Raw genomic sequence first — 22,051 nt, 5'->3', positions numbered from 1 at the left:
GTGGTTTCTCAATTCTTTCATTCTTCATGTCTCAATTAACTGTAATGTGATTGATCACATACAACAAAGGGAACAGGAACCTATAGAATTCGGTATCTAAGAGTTTATTTTTATGCTTATTTAAAAAAATGAATAGATGTCAGTGATTGATAATAATTATGTATGTTTTAAAGGAATGAATTATGTCCATTTATGACGTCAGCACCAAAATATTCTCCAATGTTTCTCCTGATGAAATTATTTATGATCTTTGTATTTATCGTATGGGGCCGAACAGAACTAAAAAAATCATCCTTGATGTCAGGCAGCAGCCACTAGCAGATAATTATGAAACGCAAAAGCATAAAACAGAGAATACTGAGGATGCATTGAGTGTTATTTATATGATGGAGGTAATGCTCTACAGTAAAAAAATGTTGAGTACTGAACGGCTTTTTTCAACACCTTTCACGTGGATGTATACTCTGCAGGAATTCAGTACAGGACGTTCCTGGTCTTCAGTCAAACGAGAAAACCCTTGCTACTTTATCACTACCGGAACAACACACCCTGCAAGCGAAAGGTCTAATGTCAAAACGATTAAAATATCACGACCGGAAAGAGGATTTATTGCAAAAGAATATTCACCGGAAAGTCCGCTTGATCCCTTTGCTAAAAAAGAGATAGAAAAAGCGATTCAGGAGCGCTTCTTACAGCAAAGTCATCCGGCACAAGGTGATACCAGTTTATGTGGTCCAGCTGCATTTTTCTATTGCTTGCAACACGACAGGCCAGATGTTTACGCTCAGGCTGCCAGAGACCTCTGGCAGTTTGGTAAAACAAAGATAGGAGAGCTGGAAATTATACCTGGTGATGGCTGCCGTCATCCCTCAGGAACATTTCATGATGAAAATGGACCGAGAATTTATGGAATAGACTGGATGATGTTGGCTGGACTCAGGGATTCAGAGAATGTTGTTTTGAGTTATGACTCGGTAAGTTCTCCTGTAGCAGGGATCACGATGTGGAACACATTAACGTTATGGTTTGAAAAAGCGGGGTACGAGTTAATTTTCAGCAATGTTGGTGCTACTCAGGTGGGTATAGAGGGCATTAATAAGCTTAATGAGTATGCGCGAAAGGGATACAAGGTCGTGACTTTAATTAATGACGGACTCCTGGAGAGAGGAAGTTCAGCATTAACGATCCCAACACACTGGATTGTATGGGATGGTGCCATTACCGAGGACTCAAGAGGGAGCATTCAATTGCAATTATTCTCATGGGGAAATGTTTATGAGCAGATTAAAAAGCCCGCAGATATCTATTTTTTTCTTAATCGATTTTTTGGAGGGATGGTTTTCAAGCCATTAAAATAAAATGATTGTATCATTTAAAAAAATAAATTTATTATTGCCAGTGACTTTAATTTTATCTGCATGCAGTACTAAGGCAGAATTTACCCCGGGTGGCGATGAACTAACAGAGGCTATTGTGGGAGTCCCTTATCTTGGGAAGATAGAAATTCTGGGCGGCAGAGTTATTTATTTGAGAAAAGATGGGAAAGTTAATGGATCGTTGACACCCGAAAATTCGGGGCTCAGGCTTGAATATTGTGATATCCCTGCCTGGCGACTTTCTGAAACATCAGGCGGTCTTAAGGATGCAAATTGTGTTCTGCTAAAAGGAACGCCAGTCAAAGCTGGGAGGATAAAGATCAATCTTCATGGAAAATTCTACGGCAATATGCTTTTCGGTTCGGACTCTTTCAGCAAAGATTTTGTAGTTCAGGTTGCAGATCATTGACAGCGAAACTTTATGGGCTAAAGCATCAATTCGCGGAAGGAATATTATGGCTTCTCAAATTCTAACTAAAAGAACAATCAATATAGCTGAGTTTAAGCGAGACCCCATGGGGGCATTTCTTGCCGGCAAAGGCAAACCTGTAGCCGTTAGTCATAACAATAAATCTGTGTTTTATTGTGTGTCTCCTTACCTCTATAACAAGTTGATGGATGTGCTTGAGGATAATGATCTGGCTCGAATCGTTGAAGAACGTAGAGATGGCGTTGTCGTCAGAATCAGCATAGATGACCTGTAAGTTGATGTGGTGCGCTGAAGCTCACACATGCGCTTGAATGGCGGGAAACCGGCTGGGTATTTGGGGCGATATAAACAAAAACCCCCGCAGAGGCGGGGGCGGGTACAGAGAACATGTTGTCAGTCGATAAGCTGTTGGCTGATAACCGGATTTGCCTGCAACAGGCGCATCAGTCTGAGCTCGGTGGGCGATGGTTTCTCTCGTCGCGATTCCCACTCCTGCACCATCGCCACGCTCACACCCATGGCTCTGGCAAATTCTTCAACTTTCAGGCCGGAGCCTTTACGCAGTTGCTCAAACTCGGTAAAGGCTGTGGGCTTTTGGGTCAGGGCAACACTCTTTGAATCATCTTTAAAAACAATGTGTTCCAGACTGCTCAGCAGTTCAAACATCGGATCTTTATATTCCATTGAGAACTCCTCTGGAAGGTCTGAGGGATCGTTATTATGGTAAAGCTCATTAAGCTTAGTCAGTAAAATGGGTGAGGGATCGTTACGAGAGTGACTATTCGTGCGATCTATTTTTCCTGATGCGTTTCAGCAGCCGTGCAGGCAGGACTAATTATTTGATAAAGAAACGAGAACGTTATTCAGTACTTTTTTTGTAAATTGATAGTAGAAAAATGAGAAAGGGTGGGCATTGCACCCGCCGTTCCGCTATCAGGCTTTCTGGGGGCTTTCGCCAACAGTACCTGGCTGCTGGCGGAGAAAAAGAGGCAACGCCGTAATGGTGATGCATGCAACAAATATTTAACATTTTTTAGGGGCAGGATCACCTGCGATTTTTCCGGTCCTGGATGCAGGAAAGGGTATCTTGCGAGGCGCTCGTGGACTATCCTTGTCAGCGTCAGGCACGTGTGTGCCCGTTTGCGCTTTTTTTGGTTGAAGGAGTAATAAAATGGCGACAGGAAAGTCCTGCTCTCGCTGGTTTGCGCCTGTTGCGGCGTTATTGATGGTTGTTAGCCTGAGTGGGTGTTTCGATAAAGAAGGCGATCAGCGCAAAGCGTTCATCGACTTTTTGCAGAATACCGTGATGCGTAGTGGCGAACGTCTGCCGACGCTGACCACCGATCAGAAAAAACAATTTGGCCCGTTCGTGTCCGATTACGCTGTCATCTATGGTTATTCACAGCAGGTGAGCCAGGCGATGGATGCAGGTCTGCGTCCCGTGGTCGATAGCGTGAACACCATTCGTGTGCCGCAGGACTACATGACTCAGCGTGAACCGCTGCGCCAGGCAAACGGCTCGCTCGGCGTACTGAGCCAGCAGCTGGAAAACGCCAAAATGCAGGCGGATGCTGCGCACTCAGCGTTGAAGCAGAATGAAGATCTGAAACCGGTGTTTGATCAGGTGTACAACAAAGTGGTGACGCTGCCAGCGAACGCCCTGCAGCCTCTGATCCCCGCCGCGCAGATTTTCACTCAGCAACTGGTTCAGGTGGGTGATTTTGTGGCCCAGCAAGGGACTCAGGTTAGCTTCGTCGCGAACGGTATTCAGTTCCCGACCTCTCAGCAAGCCAGCCAGTACAATCAGCTGATCGGCCCATTGGCTTCTCAGCACCAGGCGTTTAATCAGGCCTGGAGTGCGGCGGTTAACGCGACGCGTTAATCGTCATTGCCGGGTCAGGCGAAGCCGCCGCCCGGCATGTTCCTTCCTTCAAAGCACCTGCGGGTTCACGCAGTTCTTCTCGACTTTCCCTTCCAGTGCCGCAATCAGGTTATCCACCGCAGTGGCCGCCATGTTGTAGCGTGTCTCATGCGTCGCGGAGCCAATATGCGGCAGCGCCACCACGTTTGGCATTTTCAGCAGCTCAGAAGAAACCGGCAGCGGTTCCTGTTCAAAGACATCCAGCCCTGCGGCATGAATGTCGCCGTTTTTCAGCGCAGTCATCAGCGCCTGTTCATCCACCACCGGGCCACGTCCGGCGTTGATGAAGATGGCGGATTTTTTCATTTTGCTGAATTGCTCTGCGCCAAAAAGATGTCGGGTTTCTTCCGTGAGTGGCAGGATGGAACAGACAAAATCGGCTTCCTGTAACAAGGTGTCCAGCGAGCAATAGCGAGCGTTGAAGCGCTCTTCTGCTTCTTTATGCTGGCGACGCGCGTTATAGAGCACCGGCATGCCAAAGCCAAAGTGCGCACGTTGCGCCAGCGCCAGGCCGATGCGCCCCATCCCAACAATGCCGATGGTTTTATGGTGCACATCCGTGCCAAACCAGTCCGGGCCGATACCTTTGGTCCATTCGCCTTTTTTCACGCGTTCCGCCACTTCCACCACGCGACGAGCGCTGCTCAGAATGAGTGCCATCAGGGTATCGGCGACGGTTTCAGTCAACGCTGTTGGGGTGTGCATCAACAGAACTTTACGGGCATTCAGCGCATCCACATCGAAATTGTCGTAGCCCACGGAAATGGTCGACGTTGCCCGCAGAGCAGGCATTTTCTCCAGTAACTCGCTCCCAACAGTTTCGCTGGAGCCGAGCAGGCCTTCTGCGGTGGCAAATCCCTGTGCATGGGTGCGAACGGTATCGGGATGTAAATCGGAAACCTGAAGGACAGTGAAGTGATTTTGCAGACGCAGCAGCAAATCGTCAGGCAGCGGTTTATAGAGAACAACGGACGGCTTCATTCAACTTATCTCCAATGATTAGCAGGCTTTGTAATCAGTTAGCCACAGGAAGATAAGATGCACCAGCCCTGATTTTAGGCGGAAAGTTGCCGGGCGAACGTCACCCGGCAAGGTGAAACGGCTCAGGACAGTGGAGTCAGCGTGATTTCTACGCGACGGTTCTGTGCTTTGCCTTCGGCGGTGCTGTTGCTGGCGACAGGATTCGCCGGGCCCATGCCGGTGGTACGAATACGGTTGGCTGATACGCCCTGAGTGATGAGCGAGCTGGCAACAGATTCAGCACGCTGCTGAGACAGACGCATGTTCAGGTCCTGGCTGCCGGTGCTGTCGGTGTAGCCGACCACGTTCACGGCGGTTTTCTCATACTCTTTCAGCACCATCGCCACGCCCGTCAGCGTGTTAGCACCCGCAGGTTTCAGGTTCGCGCTGCTGCTGTCAAAGGTGACGTTATTGGGCATGTTGAGTACGATGCTGTCGCCATTACGCGTAACGCTGACGCCAGTGCCCTGCATTTTTTCACGCAGTTTTGCTTCCTGCACGTCCATGTAATAACCGACGCCACCGCCGACAGCAGCGCCTGCTGCTGCGCCAATCAGCGCGCCTTTGCCACGGTCTTTCTTCGACGACGAGAGCATGCCGATACCGGCCCCGGCCAGTGCGCCAATGCCTGCGCCAATGCCGGATTTACCGGCTTCGCGCTCACCGGTATAAGGGTTCGTCGTACAGCCTGACAGGGCCAGCGCGCCGCTGACCATAGCGGCAATCATGATTACGCGTTTTTTCATCTTCTTTCCTTAATCCTTTTTATTCTTTGCCACGGCGTACGTGGCGGTTGATTATGACGCGGGAAAGTGATGAAAATTCCAAAAGCTTTTTATAAATTTGTAAATAAATCGAACGGCAGTGACAAAACCGCCGTCGCACCACCTGCATCAGTTAACCGGGAGCCTGTTTTGGCCAATTCATCTGCAACAAAAACCATTCTGACCGCGGCCCACTGGGGGCCAATGCTGGTTGAAACCGATGGCGACACGGTGCTTTCTTCCCGTGGCGCTTTGGCGGGCACCTTTGAAAACTCGCTGCAAAGCGTGGTGCGCGACCAGGTTCACAGCAAGACGCGTGTGCGTTACCCGATGGTGCGCAAGGGGTTCCTGGCTTCGCCAGCCAGCCCACAAGGTGTGCGCGGGCAGGATGAGTTTGTGCGGGTAAGTTGGGATGATGCGCTGAATTTGATTCACTCTCAGCATCAGCGCATTCGCGAAACTTACGGGCCTTCGTCGATTTTTGCTGGCTCTTACGGCTGGCGTTCCAATGGCGTGCTGCACAAAGCCGCCACGCTGTTACAGCGCTACATGAGCCTCGCGGGCGGGTATACCGGGCATCTTGGTGACTATTCTACCGGCGCGGCGCAGGCCATCATGCCTTATGTCGTGGGCGGCAACGAGGTGTACCAGCAGCAAACCAGTTGGCCGCTGATTCTGGAAAACACCGACGTGGTGGTGCTGTGGAGCGCCAATCCGCTCAATACTTTGAAAATTGCCTGGAATGCCTCGGATGAGCAGGGCATTCCTTATTTCGACCAGTTGCGTAAAAGCGGCAAGACGCTTTTCTGTATCGACCCGATGAGGTCGGAAACCGTCGATTTCTTCGGCGACTCGATGGAGTGGATTGCGCCACACATGGGCACCGATGTGGCATTGATGCTCGGCATCGCCCATACGCTGGTGGAAAACGGCTGGCACGATACTGATTTCCTCGCGCGATGCACGACAGGCTATGAGCATTTTGCAGAGTACCTGACGGGTGAACGCGATGGGGTAGCAAAAACCGCAGAATGGGCAGCGGAAATTTGCGGCATTAATGCAGATAAAATCCGTGAACTGGCGGAAATATTCCACGAAAATACCACCATGTTGATGTCTGGCTGGGGCATGCAGCGTCAGCAGTTTGGTGAGCAAAAACACTGGATGCTGGTGACACTTGCCGCCATGCTCGGGCAAATCGGGACGCCGGGCGGCGGGTTCGGTCTCTCTTATCACTTTGCCAATGGTGGTAACCCGACGCGTCGTTCCGCCGTACTGGCCTCAATGCAGGGCAGCGTGGCGGGTGGCACAGATGCGGTGGATAAAATCCCGGTGGCGCGAATTGTTGAGGCACTGGAAAACCCCGGCGCACCTTATCAGCACAACGGGATGGACAGGCATTTTCCGGACATCCGTTTTGTCTGGTGGGCGGGCGGGGCGAATTTCACCCATCATCAGGACACCAACCGTCTGATTCGTGCCTGGCAAAAACCTGAGCTGGTGGTTATCTCCGAATGCTTCTGGACTGCCGCGGCACGCCACGCTGATATCGTGCTGCCCGCGACAACGTCGTTTGAGCGTAATGATTTGACCATGACCGGTGATTACAGCAACCAGCATCTGGTGCCGATGAAACGTGTCGTGCCGCCGCGCGATGAAGCGCGTGATGACTGGGACGTTTTTGCCGAACTGAGCGAACGCTGGGAAGCTGGCGGCCGTGAGCGCTTTACCGAAGGGAAGAGCGACCTCGAATGGCTGGAAACCTTCTATGACATCGCCGGGCAGCGCGGGGCCAGCCAGAAGGTGACGCTGCCGCCGTTCAGCGAGTTCTGGCAGGCCAATCAGCTTATAGAAATGCCGGAGAGCGAGCAAAACACCCAGTTCGTTCGCTTTGCCGCCTTCCGTGAAGATCCGCAGGCGAATCCGTTAAAAACCGACAGCGGCAAAATCGAAATCTTCTCCCAACGCATCGCAAGTTATGGCTATGCAGATTGTCCGGGGCATGCGACGTGGCTGGAGCCGGACGAGTGGCATGGCAATGCGCGGGCGGGGCAGCTTCAGTTGCTGTCAGCGCATCCGGCGCATCGCTTGCACAGCCAGCTTAATTACACCGCCTTACGCGAGCGTTATGCGGTTGCCGGGCGTGAACCACTGACGTTACATCCGCAAGATGCCGCCGAACGTGGCATTGCTGACGGTGATTTGGTTCGGGTGTGGAACGGCCGTGGACAAGTGCTGGCTGGCGCCGTGGTGACGGAAGGTATTCGTCCTGGCGTGATTTGCCTGCACGAAGGCGCGTGGCCGGACCTGGATAGACAGGCTGGTGGCATCTGCAAAAACGGGGCGGTCAACGTGCTGACCAAAGATCTCCCCAGCTCGAAGCTGGGGAATGGCTGCGCGGGCAATACGGCGCTGGTGTGGCTGGAGAAGTACAGCGGCCCGGTGTTGCCGCTTACAGCATTCGATCCGCCTGCCAACGCATAATCCAGGTCGGCTGCCGGGTTTCATCCTGCCATGCGCTGTCTTCAATACGAAAACCCTGCGCATGGTAGAAGTTCACCGCCCGGCTGTTCTTCTGATACACCTCAAGGCTTAAATCCGGGTAACGTTCGCAGACCCACGCGAGCAGCGCCCGGCCAATACCTTTTCCGATGCTGTCGGGCGCAACAAACAGCGCGCCGACAAAACGTTGGTCCATCACGCTGATAAAGCCCTTCACCACGTCATCTTCTTCCCACACCCAGGTTTGCGCCGAGGGCAGGTACACGTCGCGCACAATCGGCTCGCTTTCATACCAGTAGCGCTCTTCAATAAAAGGGTGAGCGAAGATAGTGCTCTCAAGCCACAGCGTCAGCAGAGGCCGGGTATCATGACTTTGCCACTTGTGGATCATCTCCACCTCCCGGGTAGCAGAAACAGGTGCTGACGTGATCGTTGACCAGACCGCACGCCTGCATAAAGGAGTAGCAAATGGTCGAGCCGACAAATTTGAAGCCGCGTTTTTTTAGGGCTTTAGAGAGCGCATCAGACGCAAGCGTGCTCACGGGAATATCTGACAGCGCCGCGGCACGGTTCAGTTGCGGCTTGTTATCGACAAACGACCAGACGAAATCATTGAAGGATTCGCCCTTAGCTTCCATTTCCAGAAAGGCTTTTGCGTTGCCAATAATGGCCTGAATTTTCCCACGATGGCGGATAATTCCGGCATTTTGCACCAGCTTCTCCACATCTTCTTCGGTCATCGCCGCGACTTTTACCGGATCAAAATGGTGGAAAGCCTCACGATAATTTTCACGTTTCCTCAGCACCGTAATCCACGAGAGTCCAGCCTGCTGGCCTTCAAGGCAGATCATCTCAAACAGCTGCTGGTTGTCTCGCTGTGGCACACCCCATTCGCTGTCGTGGTAGGCAATATAAAGCGGGTCCTGACTGACCCAACCGCAACGTTCCATCCTGTTCTCCCACTTTTTTGATGTCGATGAAGAAATGTTCAACCTGCCTTGACGACAGAAATAAAATGACAATATTTAGTAATACGCAGTGCGTAAAAAAATCATAACAACAATGCCGGATTCGGCTCTTTCGGAGTCGCCATAATGATAGTTAAGAGATGCAATGGCTACCGGGGTAGGGTCTACCCGGTTTCTGTTTTTGTCGGGATGTTTTTCGCGACATCCGCATTTGCCTGGCAACAGGAATATATCGTTACTGACCCACAAAGTAATACGCCGGAACGTTATACCTGGGATAGCGATCACCAACCGCGTTACGATGATATTCTCGCGGAGCGTATCAGCGCGTCGCAACCTCAACCCGGTGTGGCGATGAATACCCCCGATGAAACGCCAATCGAGACTACTCGCACGCTTAGCGTGGGCTGGAACATTCCGCTCAGCGCGATGTTTTCTACCGGGCCGGTGGCAAGCTGGCATTATGACGGTTCGGCCACGTCCATGTGGAACGAATTTGGCGACAGCGGCTCCACCGCACTGACTGACCCGATGTGGCACGCCAGCGTGAGTTCGTTGGGCTGGCGTTTTGATGCCCAGCCGTTGTGGGGCGTGCATCCCTGGGCGCAAATCAGCTACAACCAGCAGTTCGGCGAGAATCAGTGGAAATCACAGTCGGGCCTGAATCGCACGCCCACTTCAGCCCAGGACGGAAGCTGGACCGATGTCACCGTGGGGGCCGATATGCTGCTGAGCCAACATATTGCGGCTTATGCTTCGTTGTCACAGGCGGACAATATGAACGAAGGCGCTAACACGCTTTACATCATGGGCGTGAGCGCTCGTTTTTAACATTCTCCCGTTCAGAGAACACATTTGTTTTACGTTAAAATTACAATTAACACGCCTCTTTTGGTGATAGTAACCGCTCACTTATCGCTGTTTCATTTTCTGGCAATGTTATTCATTCCTTCTTCAGTGCATTATAATCTGGCGAAAAACTACGGCGTGATTTACCTCGGTTTTGGGATTGGCAGCATTTGCGGGTCCATCATTGCCTCGCTGTTCGGCGGATTCTATGTAACTTTCTGTGTGATTTTCGCCCTGCTAATTCTCTCTCTTGCGCTGTCCACTACGATTCGCCAGCCGCAACGTGAGGTGCTGCAACAGGCACATGCTTAACGTAAAGCTGTAATTTATTGCTCTAACAAACCATGAAATCCGGGTGATTAATTTTGTAAATATTGCCCGGATCACACTTCCTGCTGACACTTTTCCCCCGCGCTATGGTCTACTTGTCGCGCTTATAGACGTTTCCGATAACCGTTTCTGACGCAATAACTTAATCTGCTTGTTGTCATTCCGGCAACCAAGTCGGTTTTTTGATTTCCCTTTCCCAGGGTTTAGCTTGCATGAATTACATAAAATCGCTGACGCAGCAAAGACTTTGCTTATTCCTTGCTGTGTATATCGGCCTGTTTCTTAACGGTGCTGTTTTAGTCCGCCGCGTTGAGGTTTATCTCGAACATCTCACGGTCAGAAATGGAATTTTTGCCCTCATTGAGGTGTTTGGCTCCTTCCTCGCCACCTTCTTCCTGCTTCGCCTGTTGTCACTCTTTGGCCGCCGAGTCTGGCAAGTCCTGGCTTCGCTGGTGGTGATCATTTCCGCCGCGGCCAGCTACTACATGACTTTCATGAACGTGGTGATTGGCTACGGGATTGTGGCCTCGGTCATGACCACCGATATCGATTTATCGAAAGAAGTGGTAGGTCAGGGCTTCATGATGTGGACCGTGCTGTCCAGCCTTCCGCCGCTGCTCTTCATCTGGAGCAACCGTTGCCGCTACACCCTGCTGCGCCAGCTTCGCACTCGCGGGCAGCGTGTCCGTAACATTGCCGTCGTGCTGATGGCGGGCCTTCTGGTTTGGGCTCCGATTCGCGTGATGGAACAGCAACAGAAGAAAATCGAAAAAGCCACCGGTGTGGATATGCCGAGTTATGGCGGGGTGGTGGCGAACTCGTACCTGCCATCAAACTGGCTTTCTGCGCTGGGGCTGTACGCCTGGGCGCAAGTCGACGAGTCATCGGATAACAAATCCCTGATCAACCCTGCCAAAAAGTTTACCTATGTGGCGCCAGGTCATGAGCTGGATGACACCTACGTGGTGTTCATCATCGGCGAAACGACGCGCTGGGATCATATGGGGATTCTGGGTTACGACCGGGACACCACACCGAAGCTGGCTCAGGAGAAAAACCTGGTGGCTTACCGTGGTTACTCGTGCGATACCGCGACCAAACTCTCGTTGCGCTGTATGTTCGTGCGTCAGGGCGGCGCCGATGAGAACCCGCAGCGTACGCTGAAAGAGCAAAACGTCTTTGCCGTGCTCAAGCAGCTTGGCTTTAGCTCTGATCTGTTCGCGATGCAGAGCGAGATGTGGTTCTACAGCAACACCATGGCGGATAACATCGCTTACCGCGAGCAGATTGGTGCCGAGCCGCGCAACCGTGGCAAAGACGTGGACGACATGCTGCTGCTCAATGAGATGTCTCTCTCGCTGGAAGGCCATCCTAAAGGTAAGCATTTGATTATTCTGCACACCAAAGGGTCGCACTACAGTTACTATCAGCGCTACACCCGTGATTTTGCCAAATGGAAACCGGAGTGTGTGGGGATTAATGGTCAATGCAGTAAACAAGAGCTGATCAACGCTTATGACAACTCCGTGCTGTATGTGGACACCTTTATTAGCAAAGTGCTCGATCAGTTGAGAGATAAAAAAGCCATCGTGTTCTATGCCGCAGACCACGGTGAGTCGATCAATGAGAGAGAGCACCTGCACGGCACTCCGCGTAAGCTCGCGCCGCCAGAGCAGTTCCGTGTGCCAATGCTGGTATGGATGTCGGATAAATATCTGGCCAACCCAGCCAACGAACAAGCATTCCAGCACCTGAAGCAACAGGCTGAAATGAAGGTGCCGCGCCGCCATGTGGAGTTGTACGACACCATTATGGGCTGCCTGGGCTACACCTCGCCGAACGGTGGCATCAACGAAAACAGCAATTGGTGTCACGTCCCGGCAAAGGTTCAATAACAGCTGGCGAGTTTCTCACCGACTGAATCGGCTTTTGGCTAAAAGGGATTGACGGAGTAGCATCGCAGCAGATAAGATGCGCTCCGCATTCGGCGAGTAGCGCAGCTTGGTAGCGCAACTGGTTTGGGACCAGTGGGTCGGAGGTTCGAATCCTCTCTCGCCGACCACATTCGAAAAACCTGCTTTTAAAGCAGGTTTTTTTTCGTCCTGTGCAGTTTGGTCCGGTACATTTACAGCCAGATATTTTAGTTATACGTTTTGTTATACATCCCCGACATAGCAATGGAACGTATAACATAGCGCGAGTCACCCATCCCCTTACCGCAACTGAAGTCCGTGCGGCGCATCCAGCACAAAAGGAATTCACTCTTCAGGATGGCAACGGACTGTATCTGCTGGTCAAACCCAACGGTGCTAAAATCTGGCGTTTCAACTATGTGCGTCCCGGCGATAAAAAACGGGCGCTGGTCAGTTTCTGCTCTCTGGATGATGTACCGCTGGCGGATGCCGTAAACGTCGCGATGAATACCGCGCAATGGTCGCGCAGACACTGACCCGCAGCACCATCAGCAACAGCAACGTGAATCCGAGTTACTGCGCCGGGGGGCATACCTTTCGTAAAGTGGCTGCTGACTGGCATTACACAGAGTGCATGTGACAGAAGAAATCCTGTTAAATGGCCTTTTGTACCATCATCGCGATAATCTGCCTGTCTGAATACTGCATGGCATGACACGCCAGTGCACAAAGGTTGTTGAGCGAATGTTCAACCTCATCGCAGACAATCCCTTCCCGGCCCGTTACCGCTGTGCCATCCAGCGCCATCAGTACCGCTTTAAATGCGGAAGCGGCCCCGGTGGAGACTTTCATGGCGCAGCTGTTGGATGCACCGTCGCAGATAATCCCGCTGACGTCGCCGATCATGCTGTTGACTGCCATTGAAATGGTGTTCAGATTACCGCCCAGCAGCCACGCCATACCCGCCGCAGCGCCCATCGAGGCGGTGGATGCTGCGCAGAGTGCCGAAAGCGTAGGAAGTTTGCTATGAATATAGACTGCAGTCAGGTGCGAAAGTATCAGTGCCCGTGCCAGTTGCTCCTGATCGGCAACCACATGTTCAGCCACGACGACTACCGGCAGGGTGGCGGCAATGCCCTGATTGCCAGATCCCGAGTTACTCATGGCGGGGAGTGGTGCGCCTCCCATTCGGGCATCTGAAGCCGCAGCCGTGCGGGTAAGTATATCGGACAGCAATCCAGTTCCAATAATCCCTTGCCTGCTCTGTCGCGCCAGCGTCGCACCAACATGCAGCCCCCATTCATTATGGAGTCCTTCCTGCGACAGCGCGTCGTTGAGCTCCGCCGCATCGAGAATAAACTCAAGATCGCTGAATGCGGCTTTTTCTGCGAAGAGCAGAATGTCGCTCAGTGTGACAGGCCGGAAGACATCTGGCAGATTAAGCGTGCTGGATTGCGGCGCGCTGTTATCGCCCCGAAATACCACGATATCATCCTGCGCGATGTTGATGATATTGGTATGCTCGCCAGCAATCGTGACCGTGGCATGATGCTCACCCTGCCAGACCCGCACCCGCGCATAAAGCACTTCAGTACAATCGTGATCAATGCTGACCCGCACTTGCTTCTGCGCAATCATCCGGCAGGCCGCGTCAACATTGGGTGGAGTGACATTTTTCAGCACCTCCAGCCCGGCCTTTGCCTCTCCGCATAATGCTCCCAATGCTGCTGCAACCGGAAGGCCCGTCATACCCGACCCTGGCATGGTCACGCCCATGCCATTTTTCATCAGATTAGGGGATACCCAGGCTTCCACCTTTTGTACCTTGCCCGGCAGATGTGCTGCCGCGGTGGCTGCTGCCAGCGCCAGTGATACCGGCTCGGTACAGCCCAGCGCGGGCTTCACTTCCGATTTAACGATACGGAGAAAATTCTCCCACAGTGCAGTCGTGTGTGTGTCTTTCATATCTTCAGTTCTCATCCTGATTAAGCAAAGGCCAGGAACGGCGAGACGCAGAGCAGTAACCCGGTGATGATAATCACCACCAGTGAGACGCCTTTGTATTTGTGTAACGCAGGGACTTTCAGTACCAGCCAGGCCGGAATAAGGCAGCCGACCAGACCAAATATCGGACTACAGATGGAGGTAAAACTTAAGACCGGTGCATTAAGGGCAACGGCACTCCAGGCCAGCACGATGGCAAACAGCATGATGCCCCGCTGAACCCAGACCTCATTAATTTTATCGGCAGGCATTTTGCGACGAAGCAGGTTCATCACGATGCCCTGTGTGGCTTCGCGAAAACCCAGATACACACCAAAGAAAGCCGTCATGACGGCAAAGATATTCAGAATGACGCTGACCACTTTCACCCATGAACCGCCGTCACTGATGAACTGCGCCGCAATCGCCAGTGCAGAAATATTCTGCTGGTATGCCTTAACGGCTTCATCATGGCCCATCGCCAGTGTGAACGACACGGCATAGAAAAAGACCGTCACAAACAGGATGCCGAATGCAATATTCATCGCCCGCAGGGCCTTGAAACGGGCCACCTCGATATTCTTTTCACGGGAGCGGTAAGAAATGACCATTGGGCTGAGTGTCTGAATAAACAGAATGGAGGTCAGCGTAAATGGCAGGGTAATGATGGCGTTCTTAATCAGCATCCCCGTTGGCGGCAGCGTGCCTGCATGGTAAAGATGCCACATACCCACCATCGACACACCCAGGGCGGCAACCACCAGCAATTTGGTCAGCACCATGCCGGTGGAAACTTTAAACAGTAACTTTTCGCCGCGAGAGGAAATGGCCACCAGCACGCAGATCAGTGCCAGGCCGTAGAACGGGCTGTCAGAGAGCAGACCTTTTGTCACGCCGAAGGTGTGCAGATACGATGCGCTGTCGTTGGTGATTGCTGTGGAATAAACAAACATCCAGATAACCAGCATCACAAAATACAGTGCTCCAAGCAGTATGCCCCAGTTTTTGCCGAGATAACCGCTGATAACGCCGGGATAGTCTTTGCATTCCGGAGACTCCGCCAGTGTGTTAATGAAAAGGCGCTGAAATAAGTACATCGCCGGATAGCCGATAATGGAAGATAACAGGAACACCCACAGCCCCATTAATCCCACCTGAACAGGCAGGAATACTATCCCCGCTCCGATAGCCATCCCGATACTCATGATGACCCATCCCCGGTCGGTGCTGTTGAACTTAATGGCTTCGCGCCATTCACTTTCTGTCATTCCGGCCCGTCGGGCCTGCGGAGAGGTATTGGTAATAACGCTGCTGTCTGTTGTTTCCAGTGTCATAAAAAACTCCTGCCGAATGTGTAGGGTAAACATGTTGTCGTTTTAATGGCGTTGCCGGAGAGATAAACCAGCACGTTGATGTAGGTGCTTATAAGAATGAGCAAAGAATAAAGCGGATTTGGGAGGTGTTTTTTCTGCTTTTTACTGTGAAATTGCTTATTGGTAGAAAATGGTTCTCCATTCAGAAGTAAATAGTTTATTTCTATTCTTCTTATCGCTGACTGGCAAAGGAATTGACGCTAACGCTCAAACAGGATGGTGAGTAATGCATTGTTTTTCTTGAAATAAGTTTTGTTGCTTTCATGTGTCTGATTATGTTTTTGATGAAAACCTGTGAACTCGCAGAGCAATATTGGATATTATCAATTCATTAACATTGTGCCTGGATTTCATTGCTTCGATCACAGCTCAGATAAAGGGCACCCCTCCATTCGGAATATTATTCTGTTCTTTGTAATGAAATTGTCTATTTCTGGCATGACTCACGGTTGTTGCGGGTTATTTCTGTGATGGATTTCCGCCTGTCCTGGGGATAAGCTTTTTTATCTTTCTTTTATTATTAACGAAGTGAACAGAGCGATGAACGTGATTAATACCAGCAAGGCACCTGCGGCAATCGGGCCTTATATTCAGGGTGTGGAACTCAGCAACACAGGACAGATGGTGATAACGTCAGGCCAGCTCCCTGTGGACCCTGCTACCGGGCTGATGCCGGAGAATGTAGCAGCCCAGGCCCGACAGTCACTGGAAAATGTCAAAGCCATTGTTGAGGCTGCCGGGCTGAATGTAGGCAACATTATCAAGACCACTGTGTTTGTGAAGAACCTGGATACGTTCGCTGTTGTCAATGAGGCTTACAGTACGTTTTTTACTGAGCATGGCGCAGGTTTTCCGGCTCGCTCCTGCGTTGAAGTTGCCAGACTGCCAAAAGATGCGTTGGTGGAAATAGAAGCCATTGCCGTACAGTCGCCATGCCGCAAAACCTCTTAGTGATTCATACTGTTGAGTGAAATTATTTTCGCGCTACAACAGTATGGTGGTGCCAGAACTTTCTGCCAGAAAGAAGCGGGCAGATGCACTGGGACATCCGATGAATCTCTCGGACCACATTCGAAAAGCCTGCTTTTAAAGCTGGTTTTTTTCGTCTGGAGCCGGGGTGGCGAGCGGTTATTGTAGGCCCGTGCCAGCGCATCCTCTGGCACCGACAAAATTTGAAAAACCTTGCTCAAGAGCGGTTTTTTTTGCGCCTAAAAACAGTAAGCTGGCGACAGCATTGGGTTCATTTGAATATGAAGTCCATGTTTCAGGGAAGATACATCGACGAAAGATAAGCGTCAGATCGAGGGAAAGATGAAAAGGTTTTATCTGAGTTTTCTCATTTGCTTATACGTACATCCTACCAGCGCATCCTCCGTTTCTGAGGGGCCTGAAGTTGAACGATGTGAGAATGAAGCAAAGCAACATCCTGAAGATCCCGATGGATTCATGTCGACCTTCGATTGCCTGTCTCGTCAACTTGGTCACTATCAAAGCTTGCTAAAAACAGAATACCAACATCGACTCGTGTTGATGGACACCAATGACTATTACGATATTCCTGAGTCGACGGCCGCTGACGCTAAAAGTACCCGCACGGAGATTAAGCGCAATTTTATTGCTTCGCAAAATGCCTGGCAGCAATATGAAACCGCTTTTTGCGCTGCAGTTGCACCCATCCGCCCGATTGGGCATGGCAATGCGCTTGAACTTGCTCAGTGCCAAATCACGCTGCTCAAAAGTCGAATTGATGAAATTCAGCGCATGACGGAAGCGTGGCAATTGGAAGCCCAATAACGCCGAAGTCAGGGTTATTGCAGCCATGCGATTCTGGCCGCATCTCTTCGGGCATCTTTATTAGGGCGTAGGGCATTGAGCCATTTCACAAGCTCAGCCTTTTTCCCCTGAGAGATGATCTCCGCCATTTTTCCAGCACCGGTATTTCCTTGATAAAGGGTGTCGTAAAAAACATCTTTCACCTTTTGCTCAACGAATGCCCATGGCAGGCCACGTGGGCTCACTCGGGAATAGATCCTTTCCGCGCTTGAAACATAAGTTTTGAATGAGATGTTGAACAGATTGACCTGCTGTTGATGGGTAATCTCTCCGACCATCGGGCCATATGTCTCGATGAAGGAAACACAAGACCTTCCTTTCAAATTTGCTGCGCGACGACAAAGTTCCGCTTTGTAATCCTCGAACGCAGCGTATTTCAGCGTACTGTAAGCGTGCCCTGAGTATTGGCAGGACGCCAGTATGGGCCCATGCGATGGAGGGCTTCGATAAAAGCCACATCAACCGGGCTAATTTCAGACAAAACGAACGGAGGTACTGCCCGTGACGGGCTGTGAGTGCGTGTGCTTAGCGATTCTGAGGCAGAGATTTGCAGGCTAACCGCCGTTTTACACCTTCAGCCGCGATTTTGTGACATATTCCATTGTATTTTTTTATATTTGATTAGCTCAAATCTTGCGTTACTTATGGATAAGCTCAGCATTTTCGCCTGTGCGTTTTAGCGTTCACGCTATTAATCGCTCAGATTATCGCCATCTCGCAAGAATTTTTTGCCAATTCGCGCAATTGTTAATCACTGGTTATTGCAAGGTGTGAAGATGATTGTGCTGCTGTTAAGCGCGTAGCATAAATTTCCCTGCTGAAAACATGCCTCTGAAGTTTTTTTAATCTTTGTTTGTCAATTCTCACCCCTGATGTAAATCCCGGTTACCTGTATTGACGTTTGCACATCTTGTTGACAGATTGTAGGGCATGAGGGGCATTTCAGGGAGAATCTGCGCTGCAACTCAGTCGCTCTTCTGAAAGGAATCTCCAACCCTTTTAACGCCTTCGGGCACTACCGACCAGACCGGGTAAAAAACAAATAAAGGCCTGGCGGAAAAACACAACAAACATCACATTTGGAGCAGAATAATGAGTATTTCCTTGAAAAAGTCAGGGATGCTGAAGCTTGGTCTTAGCCTGGTGGCACTGACTGTAGCGGCAAGCGTGCAGGCCAAAACCCTGGTTTACTGTTCTGAAGGCTCGCCGGAAGGCTTTAACCCACAGCTCTTCACCTCTGGTACCACCTACGATGCCAGCTCCGTTCCTATTTATAACCGTCTGGTTGAATTCAAAACCGGGACCACGGAAATCATTCCTGGCCTGGCAGAGAAATGGGACGTTAGCGCCGACGGCAAAACCTACACCTTCCACCTGCGTCAGGGCGTGAAGTGGCAGGACAACAAAGATTTCAAACCGACTCGCGACCTGAACGCAGATGACATCGTCTTCTCCTTCGACAGGCAGAAGAATGACAAAAACCCGTACCACAAAGTCTCTGGCGGCAGCTATGAGTACTTCGAAGGTATGGGCCTGCCGGACCTGATAAGCGTTGTGAAGAAAGTGGACGACAACACCGTTCAGTTCGTGCTGACTCGCCCGGAAGCGCCGTTCCTTGCGGATCTGGCGATGGACTTCGCGTCTATTCTCTCCAAAGAATATGCTGACAACATGCTGAAAGCCGGTACGCCGGAGAAAGTTGACCTGAACCCAATCGGTACCGGTCCGTTCCAGCTGCTGCAGTACCAGAAAGACTCCCGTATTCTGTACAAAGCGTTCCCGGGCTACTGGGGCACCAAGCCACAGATTGACCGTCTGGTCTTCTCTATCACCCCTGATGCTTCTGTGCGTTACGCCAAACTGCAGAAAAACGAATGCCAGGTCATGCCATACCCGAACCCGGCTGACATCGCTCGCATGAAGCAGGACAAGAACATCAACCTGCTGTCTCAGGCGGGTCTGAACGTGGGTTACCTCTCCTTCAACACCGAGAAGAAGCCGCTGGATGATGTGAAAGTTCGTCAGGCGCTGACCTATGCGGTGAACAAAGAATCCATCATCAAAGCCGTTTATCAGGGCGCAGGCGTTGCCGCGAAAAACCTGATCCCACCCACCATGTGGGGCTATAACGACGATGTGAAGGATTACACCTACGATCCTGAGAAAGCCAAAGCGCTGCTGAAAGAAGCGGGCCACGCAGACGGTTTCACCATCGACCTGTGGGCAATGCCGGTTCAGCGTCCTTACAACCCGAACGCTCGCCGTATGGCTGAGATGATTCAGGCTGACTGGGCGAAAGTGGGCGTGAAAGCCAACATCGTGACCTACGAGTGGGGCGAGTACCTGAAACGTGCGAAAGCGGGTGAGCATCAGTCTGTAATGATGGGCTGGACCGGCGACAATGGGGACCCGGATAACTTCTTCGCCACCCTGTTCAGCTGTGCAGCGGCGAAAGATGGTTCCAACTACTCTCGCTGGTGTTACAAGCCGTTTGAAGACCTGATTCAGCCGGCGCGTGCGACCGACGATCACAACAAGCGTGTTGAACTGTACAAACAGGCTCAGGTAGTGATGCATGACCAGGCTCCGGCGCTGATCATCGCTCACTCCACCGTGTACGAGCCAGTGCGTAAAGAAGTCAAAGGCTATGTGGTGGATCCGTTGGGTAAACACCACTTCGAAAACGTCTCTGTCGAATAATTAAAAATGTAAGGGGCACTCACGTGCCCTTATGCCCGGCGGCGCTGTGCTTGCGCGGGCCTACACAAGTAGGCCGGGTAAGCGGCAGCGCCACCCGGCAGTTGTGAGCAATACAGACGAGCAGTTCCAGGCTGAGCGTCTTTAGAGAGAGTACGTGTTATGTTGCAGTTCATCCTCCGACGTTTGGGATTAGTCATCCCGACCTTTATCGGTATCACCCTCCTCACTTTTGCCTTCGTCCATATGATCCCCGGCGACCCGGTGCTGATCATGGCAGGTGAGCGTGGTATCTCCCCTGAGCGTCACGCCGAGCTTCTGGCCGCTTTAGGCCTGGATAAGCCGCTGTGGCAGCAGTATCTCCACTATGTCTGGGGTGTGCTTCATGGCGATTTGGGTATTTCGCTGAAGAGCCGCCTGCCGGTGTGGGACGAGTTCGTGCCTCGCTTTAAAGCGACACTGGAACTCGGTGTCTGCGCCATGATTTTTGCCGTTGCTGTCGGCATTCCCGTTGGCGTGCTGGCTGCCGTCAAACGGGGCTCCATCTTCGACCATACCGCTGTTGGCCTGGCGCTGACCGGTTACTCCATGCCTATCTTCTGGTGGGGCATGATGCTGATCATGCTGGTCTCCGTGCAGCTGAACCTCGCGCCGGTTTCCGGGCGTATCAGCGATTCGGTGTTCCTCGATGACACGCTGCCGTTAACCGGTTTCATGCTGATTGATACCGCCATCTGGGGCGAACCGGGCGACTTTATCGACGCGCTGGCGCACATGGTGCTGCCTGCGGTGGTGCTCGGCACCATTCCGTTAGCGGTGATCGTGCGTATGACCCGTTCGGCGATGCTGGAAGTGCTGGGCGAAGACTACATTCGTACCGCGCGTGCGAAAGGGCTGACGCGTATGCGTGTGATCATCGTCCATGCGCTGCGTAACGCGATGCTGCCGGTGGTGACAGTTATCGGTTTGCAGGTCGGCACGCTGCTGGCGGGCGCTATTCTGACTGAAACCATCTTCTCCTGGCCGGGTCTTGGACGCTGGCTGATTGATGCGTTGCAACGCCGTGACTATCCGGTGGTGCAGGGCGGGGTGCTGCTGGTGGCGACGATGATTATTCTCGTCAACCTGCTGGTCGACCTGCTGTACGGCGTGGTGAACCCGCGTATTCGACATAAGAAGTAAGGGGCCATCATGTCACAAGTCACTGAAACTAAAGTTACTGCTCCGGTGCCCATGACCCCGTTGCAGGAGTTCTGGCACTATTTCAAACGCAATAAAGGCGCGGTGGTCGGGCTGGTGTATGTGGTGGTAGTGATGTTCATCGCTATCTTCGCCAACTGGATTGCGCCGTATAACCCGGCGGATCAGTTCCGTGATTCGCTGTTAGTCCCGCCGTTCTGGCAGGAGGGCGGCACGCTGTCGCACCTGCTCGGTACCGATGACGTAGGCCGCGATGTGCTTTCGCGTCTGATGTACGGCGCGCGTCTGTCGTTGCTGGTTGGCTGTCTGGTCGTTGTGCTGTCGCTGGTGATGGGGATTGTCCTCGGACTGGTGGCGGGCTACTTCGGCGGTATCGTCGATAACATCATCATGCGTATCGTCGACATTATGCTGGCGCTGCCAAGCCTGCTGCTGGCGCTGGTATTGGTGGCGATTTTCGGCCCGTCGATAGGTAACGCCGCGCTGGCGCTGACGTTTGTCGCCCTTCCTCACTACGTGCGTCTGACGCGTGCGGCGGTGCTGGTGGAAGTGAACCGCGATTACGTGACCGCATCGCGGGTGGCGGGTGCCGGTGCGATGCGCCAGATGTTCGTCAATATTTTCCCAAACTGCCTTGCGCCGCTGATTGTTCAGGCGTCGCTCGGTTTCTCGAACGCCATTCTCGATATGGCCGCTCTTGGCTTCCTTGGCATGGGTGCGCAGCCGCCAACACCGGAGTGGGGCACCATGCTCTCCGACGTGTTGCAGTTCGCGCAGAGCGCCTGGTGGGTCGTGACCTTCCCGGGTCTCGCTATCCTGCTGACGGTGCTGGCATTTAACCTGATGGGCGACGGTCTGCGCGACGCGCTGGATCCGAAACTGAAGCAGTAAG

22 protein-coding genes, 1 tRNA gene and 1 pseudogene are annotated in these 22,051 nt (G+C 52.1%); 16 read left to right on the top strand and 8 right to left on the bottom strand.

Annotated elements, in window-relative coordinates:
• The first annotated feature begins 182 nt into the window (after positions 1–182).
• Genes ACLW56_RS16160 through ACLW56_RS16150 form a run of 3 tightly spaced genes read left to right on the top strand, consistent with a single transcriptional unit; the run spans position 183 to position 2,080 of the window.
• On the top strand, positions 183–1,358 hold the full coding sequence (locus tag ACLW56_RS16160) for a hypothetical protein (RefSeq protein ID WP_330984769.1): 1,176 nt from the start codon (positions 183–185) through the stop codon (positions 1,356–1,358).
• A gap of 1 nt (position 1,359) precedes the next feature.
• Positions 1,360–1,785 carry a hypothetical protein gene (locus ACLW56_RS16155; RefSeq protein ID WP_330984768.1) on the top strand — a complete coding sequence of 142 codons (426 nt, stop codon included), beginning with the start codon at positions 1,360–1,362 and terminating at the stop codon, positions 1,783–1,785.
• Between the two features lie 46 nt (positions 1,786–1,831).
• The gene (locus tag ACLW56_RS16150; protein ID WP_330984767.1) at positions 1,832–2,080 is read left to right on the top strand and encodes a plasmid stabilization protein; all 249 of its coding nucleotides are present in this window, start codon (positions 1,832–1,834) and stop codon (positions 2,078–2,080) included.
• Between the two features lie 119 nt (positions 2,081–2,199).
• Here ACLW56_RS16150 and ACLW56_RS16145 read toward each other — a convergent pair whose 3' ends face one another.
• Positions 2,200–2,490 carry an HTH-type transcriptional regulator gene (locus ACLW56_RS16145; RefSeq protein ID WP_330984766.1) on the bottom strand — a complete coding sequence of 97 codons (291 nt, stop codon included), beginning with the start codon at positions 2,488–2,490 and terminating at the stop codon, positions 2,200–2,202.
• A 487-nt stretch (positions 2,491–2,977) separates the two neighbouring features.
• Here ACLW56_RS16145 and ACLW56_RS16140 point away from each other — a divergent pair, with 487 nt between their 5' ends.
• On the top strand, positions 2,978–3,688 hold the full coding sequence (locus ACLW56_RS16140) for a DUF3053 domain-containing protein (protein ID WP_330984765.1): 711 nt from the start codon (positions 2,978–2,980) through the stop codon (positions 3,686–3,688).
• Positions 3,689–3,736: 48 nt separating this feature from the next.
• Here the strand turns inward: ACLW56_RS16140 and ghrB are convergent, their stop codons facing one another.
• On the bottom strand, positions 3,737–4,708 hold the full coding sequence (ghrB, locus tag ACLW56_RS16135) for a glyoxylate/hydroxypyruvate reductase GhrB (protein WP_330984764.1): 972 nt from the start codon (positions 4,706–4,708) through the stop codon (positions 3,737–3,739).
• A gap of 122 nt (positions 4,709–4,830) precedes the next feature.
• On the bottom strand, positions 4,831–5,493 hold the full coding sequence (locus ACLW56_RS16130) for an OmpA family lipoprotein (RefSeq protein ID WP_330984763.1): 663 nt from the start codon (positions 5,491–5,493) through the stop codon (positions 4,831–4,833).
• Positions 5,494–5,661: 168 nt separating this feature from the next.
• Between ACLW56_RS16130 and ACLW56_RS16125 the strand changes: the two genes are divergently transcribed.
• The gene (locus ACLW56_RS16125; protein WP_330984762.1) at positions 5,662–7,995 is read left to right on the top strand and encodes a molybdopterin guanine dinucleotide-containing S/N-oxide reductase; all 2,334 of its coding nucleotides are present in this window, start codon (positions 5,662–5,664) and stop codon (positions 7,993–7,995) included.
• Here the strand turns inward: ACLW56_RS16125 and ACLW56_RS16120 are convergent.
• A complete protein-coding gene (locus ACLW56_RS16120) occupies positions 7,964–8,404 on the bottom strand; it encodes an N-acetyltransferase (protein ID WP_330984761.1) in 441 nt (146 codons plus the stop codon). The two genes, ACLW56_RS16125 and ACLW56_RS16120, sit on opposite strands and share 32 nt — an antisense overlap.
• A complete protein-coding gene (gene tag, locus ACLW56_RS16115; protein ID WP_330984760.1) occupies positions 8,379–8,963 on the bottom strand; it encodes a DNA-3-methyladenine glycosylase I in 585 nt (194 codons plus the stop codon). The genes ACLW56_RS16120 and tag overlap by 26 nt, the downstream gene beginning before the upstream one ends.
• Positions 8,964–9,107: 144 nt before the next feature.
• Between tag and ACLW56_RS16110 the strand changes: the two genes are divergently transcribed.
• The 6 genes and pseudogenes from ACLW56_RS16110 (at position 9,108) to ACLW56_RS16085 (ending at position 12,713) form a co-directional block, all read left to right on the top strand.
• Positions 9,108–9,812 carry an autotransporter domain-containing protein gene (locus ACLW56_RS16110; RefSeq protein ID WP_330984759.1) on the top strand — a complete coding sequence of 235 codons (705 nt, stop codon included), beginning with the start codon at positions 9,108–9,110 and terminating at the stop codon, positions 9,810–9,812.
• A 135-nt stretch (positions 9,813–9,947) separates the two neighbouring features.
• Positions 9,948–10,142: pseudogene (locus ACLW56_RS16105) on the top strand (oxalate/formate antiport family MFS transporter); the annotation flags it as partial.
• Between the two features lie 230 nt (positions 10,143–10,372).
• A complete protein-coding gene (gene eptB / locus ACLW56_RS16100) occupies positions 10,373–12,055 on the top strand; it encodes a kdo(2)-lipid A phosphoethanolamine 7''-transferase (RefSeq protein WP_330984758.1) in 1,683 nt (560 codons plus the stop codon).
• Positions 12,056–12,145: 90 nt separating this feature from the next.
• Positions 12,146–12,222: transfer RNA gene (locus tag ACLW56_RS16095), tRNA-Pro, on the top strand.
• 42 nt (positions 12,223–12,264) lie between these two features.
• Positions 12,265–12,609 carry an integrase arm-type DNA-binding domain-containing protein gene (locus tag ACLW56_RS16090; protein ID WP_330984757.1) on the top strand — a complete coding sequence of 115 codons (345 nt, stop codon included), beginning with the start codon at positions 12,265–12,267 and terminating at the stop codon, positions 12,607–12,609.
• Positions 12,591–12,713 carry a hypothetical protein gene (locus ACLW56_RS16085; protein WP_330984756.1) on the top strand — a complete coding sequence of 41 codons (123 nt, stop codon included), beginning with the start codon at positions 12,591–12,593 and terminating at the stop codon, positions 12,711–12,713. Before ACLW56_RS16090 ends, ACLW56_RS16085 begins: the two co-directional genes overlap by 19 nt.
• Positions 12,714–12,727: 14 nt before the next feature.
• On the opposite strand, the gene ACLW56_RS16080 is transcribed toward ACLW56_RS16085, so the two are convergent.
• Entirely contained in the window at positions 12,728–14,038 is a 1,311-nt protein-coding gene (locus ACLW56_RS16080; RefSeq protein ID WP_330984755.1) for a serine dehydratase subunit alpha family protein, read from the bottom strand.
• A 20-nt stretch (positions 14,039–14,058) separates the two neighbouring features.
• A complete protein-coding gene (locus ACLW56_RS16075) occupies positions 14,059–15,390 on the bottom strand; it encodes a hypothetical protein (protein ID WP_330984754.1) in 1,332 nt (443 codons plus the stop codon).
• Positions 15,391–15,969: 579 nt separating this feature from the next.
• On the opposite strand from ACLW56_RS16075, the gene ACLW56_RS16070 reads away from it, so the two are divergent.
• Entirely contained in the window at positions 15,970–16,380 is a 411-nt protein-coding gene (locus tag ACLW56_RS16070; RefSeq protein ID WP_330984753.1) for a RidA family protein, read from the top strand.
• Between the two features lie 360 nt (positions 16,381–16,740).
• A complete protein-coding gene (locus ACLW56_RS16065) occupies positions 16,741–17,223 on the top strand; it encodes a lysozyme inhibitor LprI family protein (protein ID WP_330984752.1) in 483 nt (160 codons plus the stop codon).
• Between the two features lie 14 nt (positions 17,224–17,237).
• On the opposite strand, the gene ACLW56_RS16060 is transcribed toward ACLW56_RS16065, so the two are convergent.
• Positions 17,238–17,585: a hypothetical protein gene (locus tag ACLW56_RS16060; protein WP_330984751.1), complete on the bottom strand. Its 348-nt coding sequence runs from the start codon at positions 17,583–17,585 to the stop codon at positions 17,238–17,240.
• A gap of 769 nt (positions 17,586–18,354) precedes the next feature.
• On the opposite strand from ACLW56_RS16060, the gene dppA reads away from it, so the two are divergent.
• The 3 genes from dppA (at position 18,355) to dppC (ending at position 22,050) form a co-directional block, all read left to right on the top strand.
• Positions 18,355–19,962: a dipeptide ABC transporter periplasmic-binding protein DppA gene (gene dppA / locus ACLW56_RS16055; protein ID WP_330984750.1), complete on the top strand. Its 1,608-nt coding sequence runs from the start codon at positions 18,355–18,357 to the stop codon at positions 19,960–19,962.
• A 159-nt stretch (positions 19,963–20,121) separates the two neighbouring features.
• The gene (dppB, locus tag ACLW56_RS16050) at positions 20,122–21,141 is read left to right on the top strand and encodes a dipeptide ABC transporter permease DppB (RefSeq protein ID WP_330984749.1); all 1,020 of its coding nucleotides are present in this window, start codon (positions 20,122–20,124) and stop codon (positions 21,139–21,141) included.
• A gap of 9 nt (positions 21,142–21,150) precedes the next feature.
• Positions 21,151–22,050 carry a dipeptide ABC transporter permease DppC gene (gene dppC, locus ACLW56_RS16045; protein WP_330984748.1) on the top strand — a complete coding sequence of 300 codons (900 nt, stop codon included), beginning with the start codon at positions 21,151–21,153 and terminating at the stop codon, positions 22,048–22,050.
• Position 22,051: the final 1 nt, after the last annotated feature.

The sequence above is a fragment of the Pantoea sp. sgz302252 genome (assembly GCF_047713085.1).
Lineage (GTDB): Bacteria > Pseudomonadota > Gammaproteobacteria > Enterobacterales > Enterobacteriaceae > Scandinavium.
This window is presented reverse-complemented; position numbering and strand designations above follow the sequence as displayed.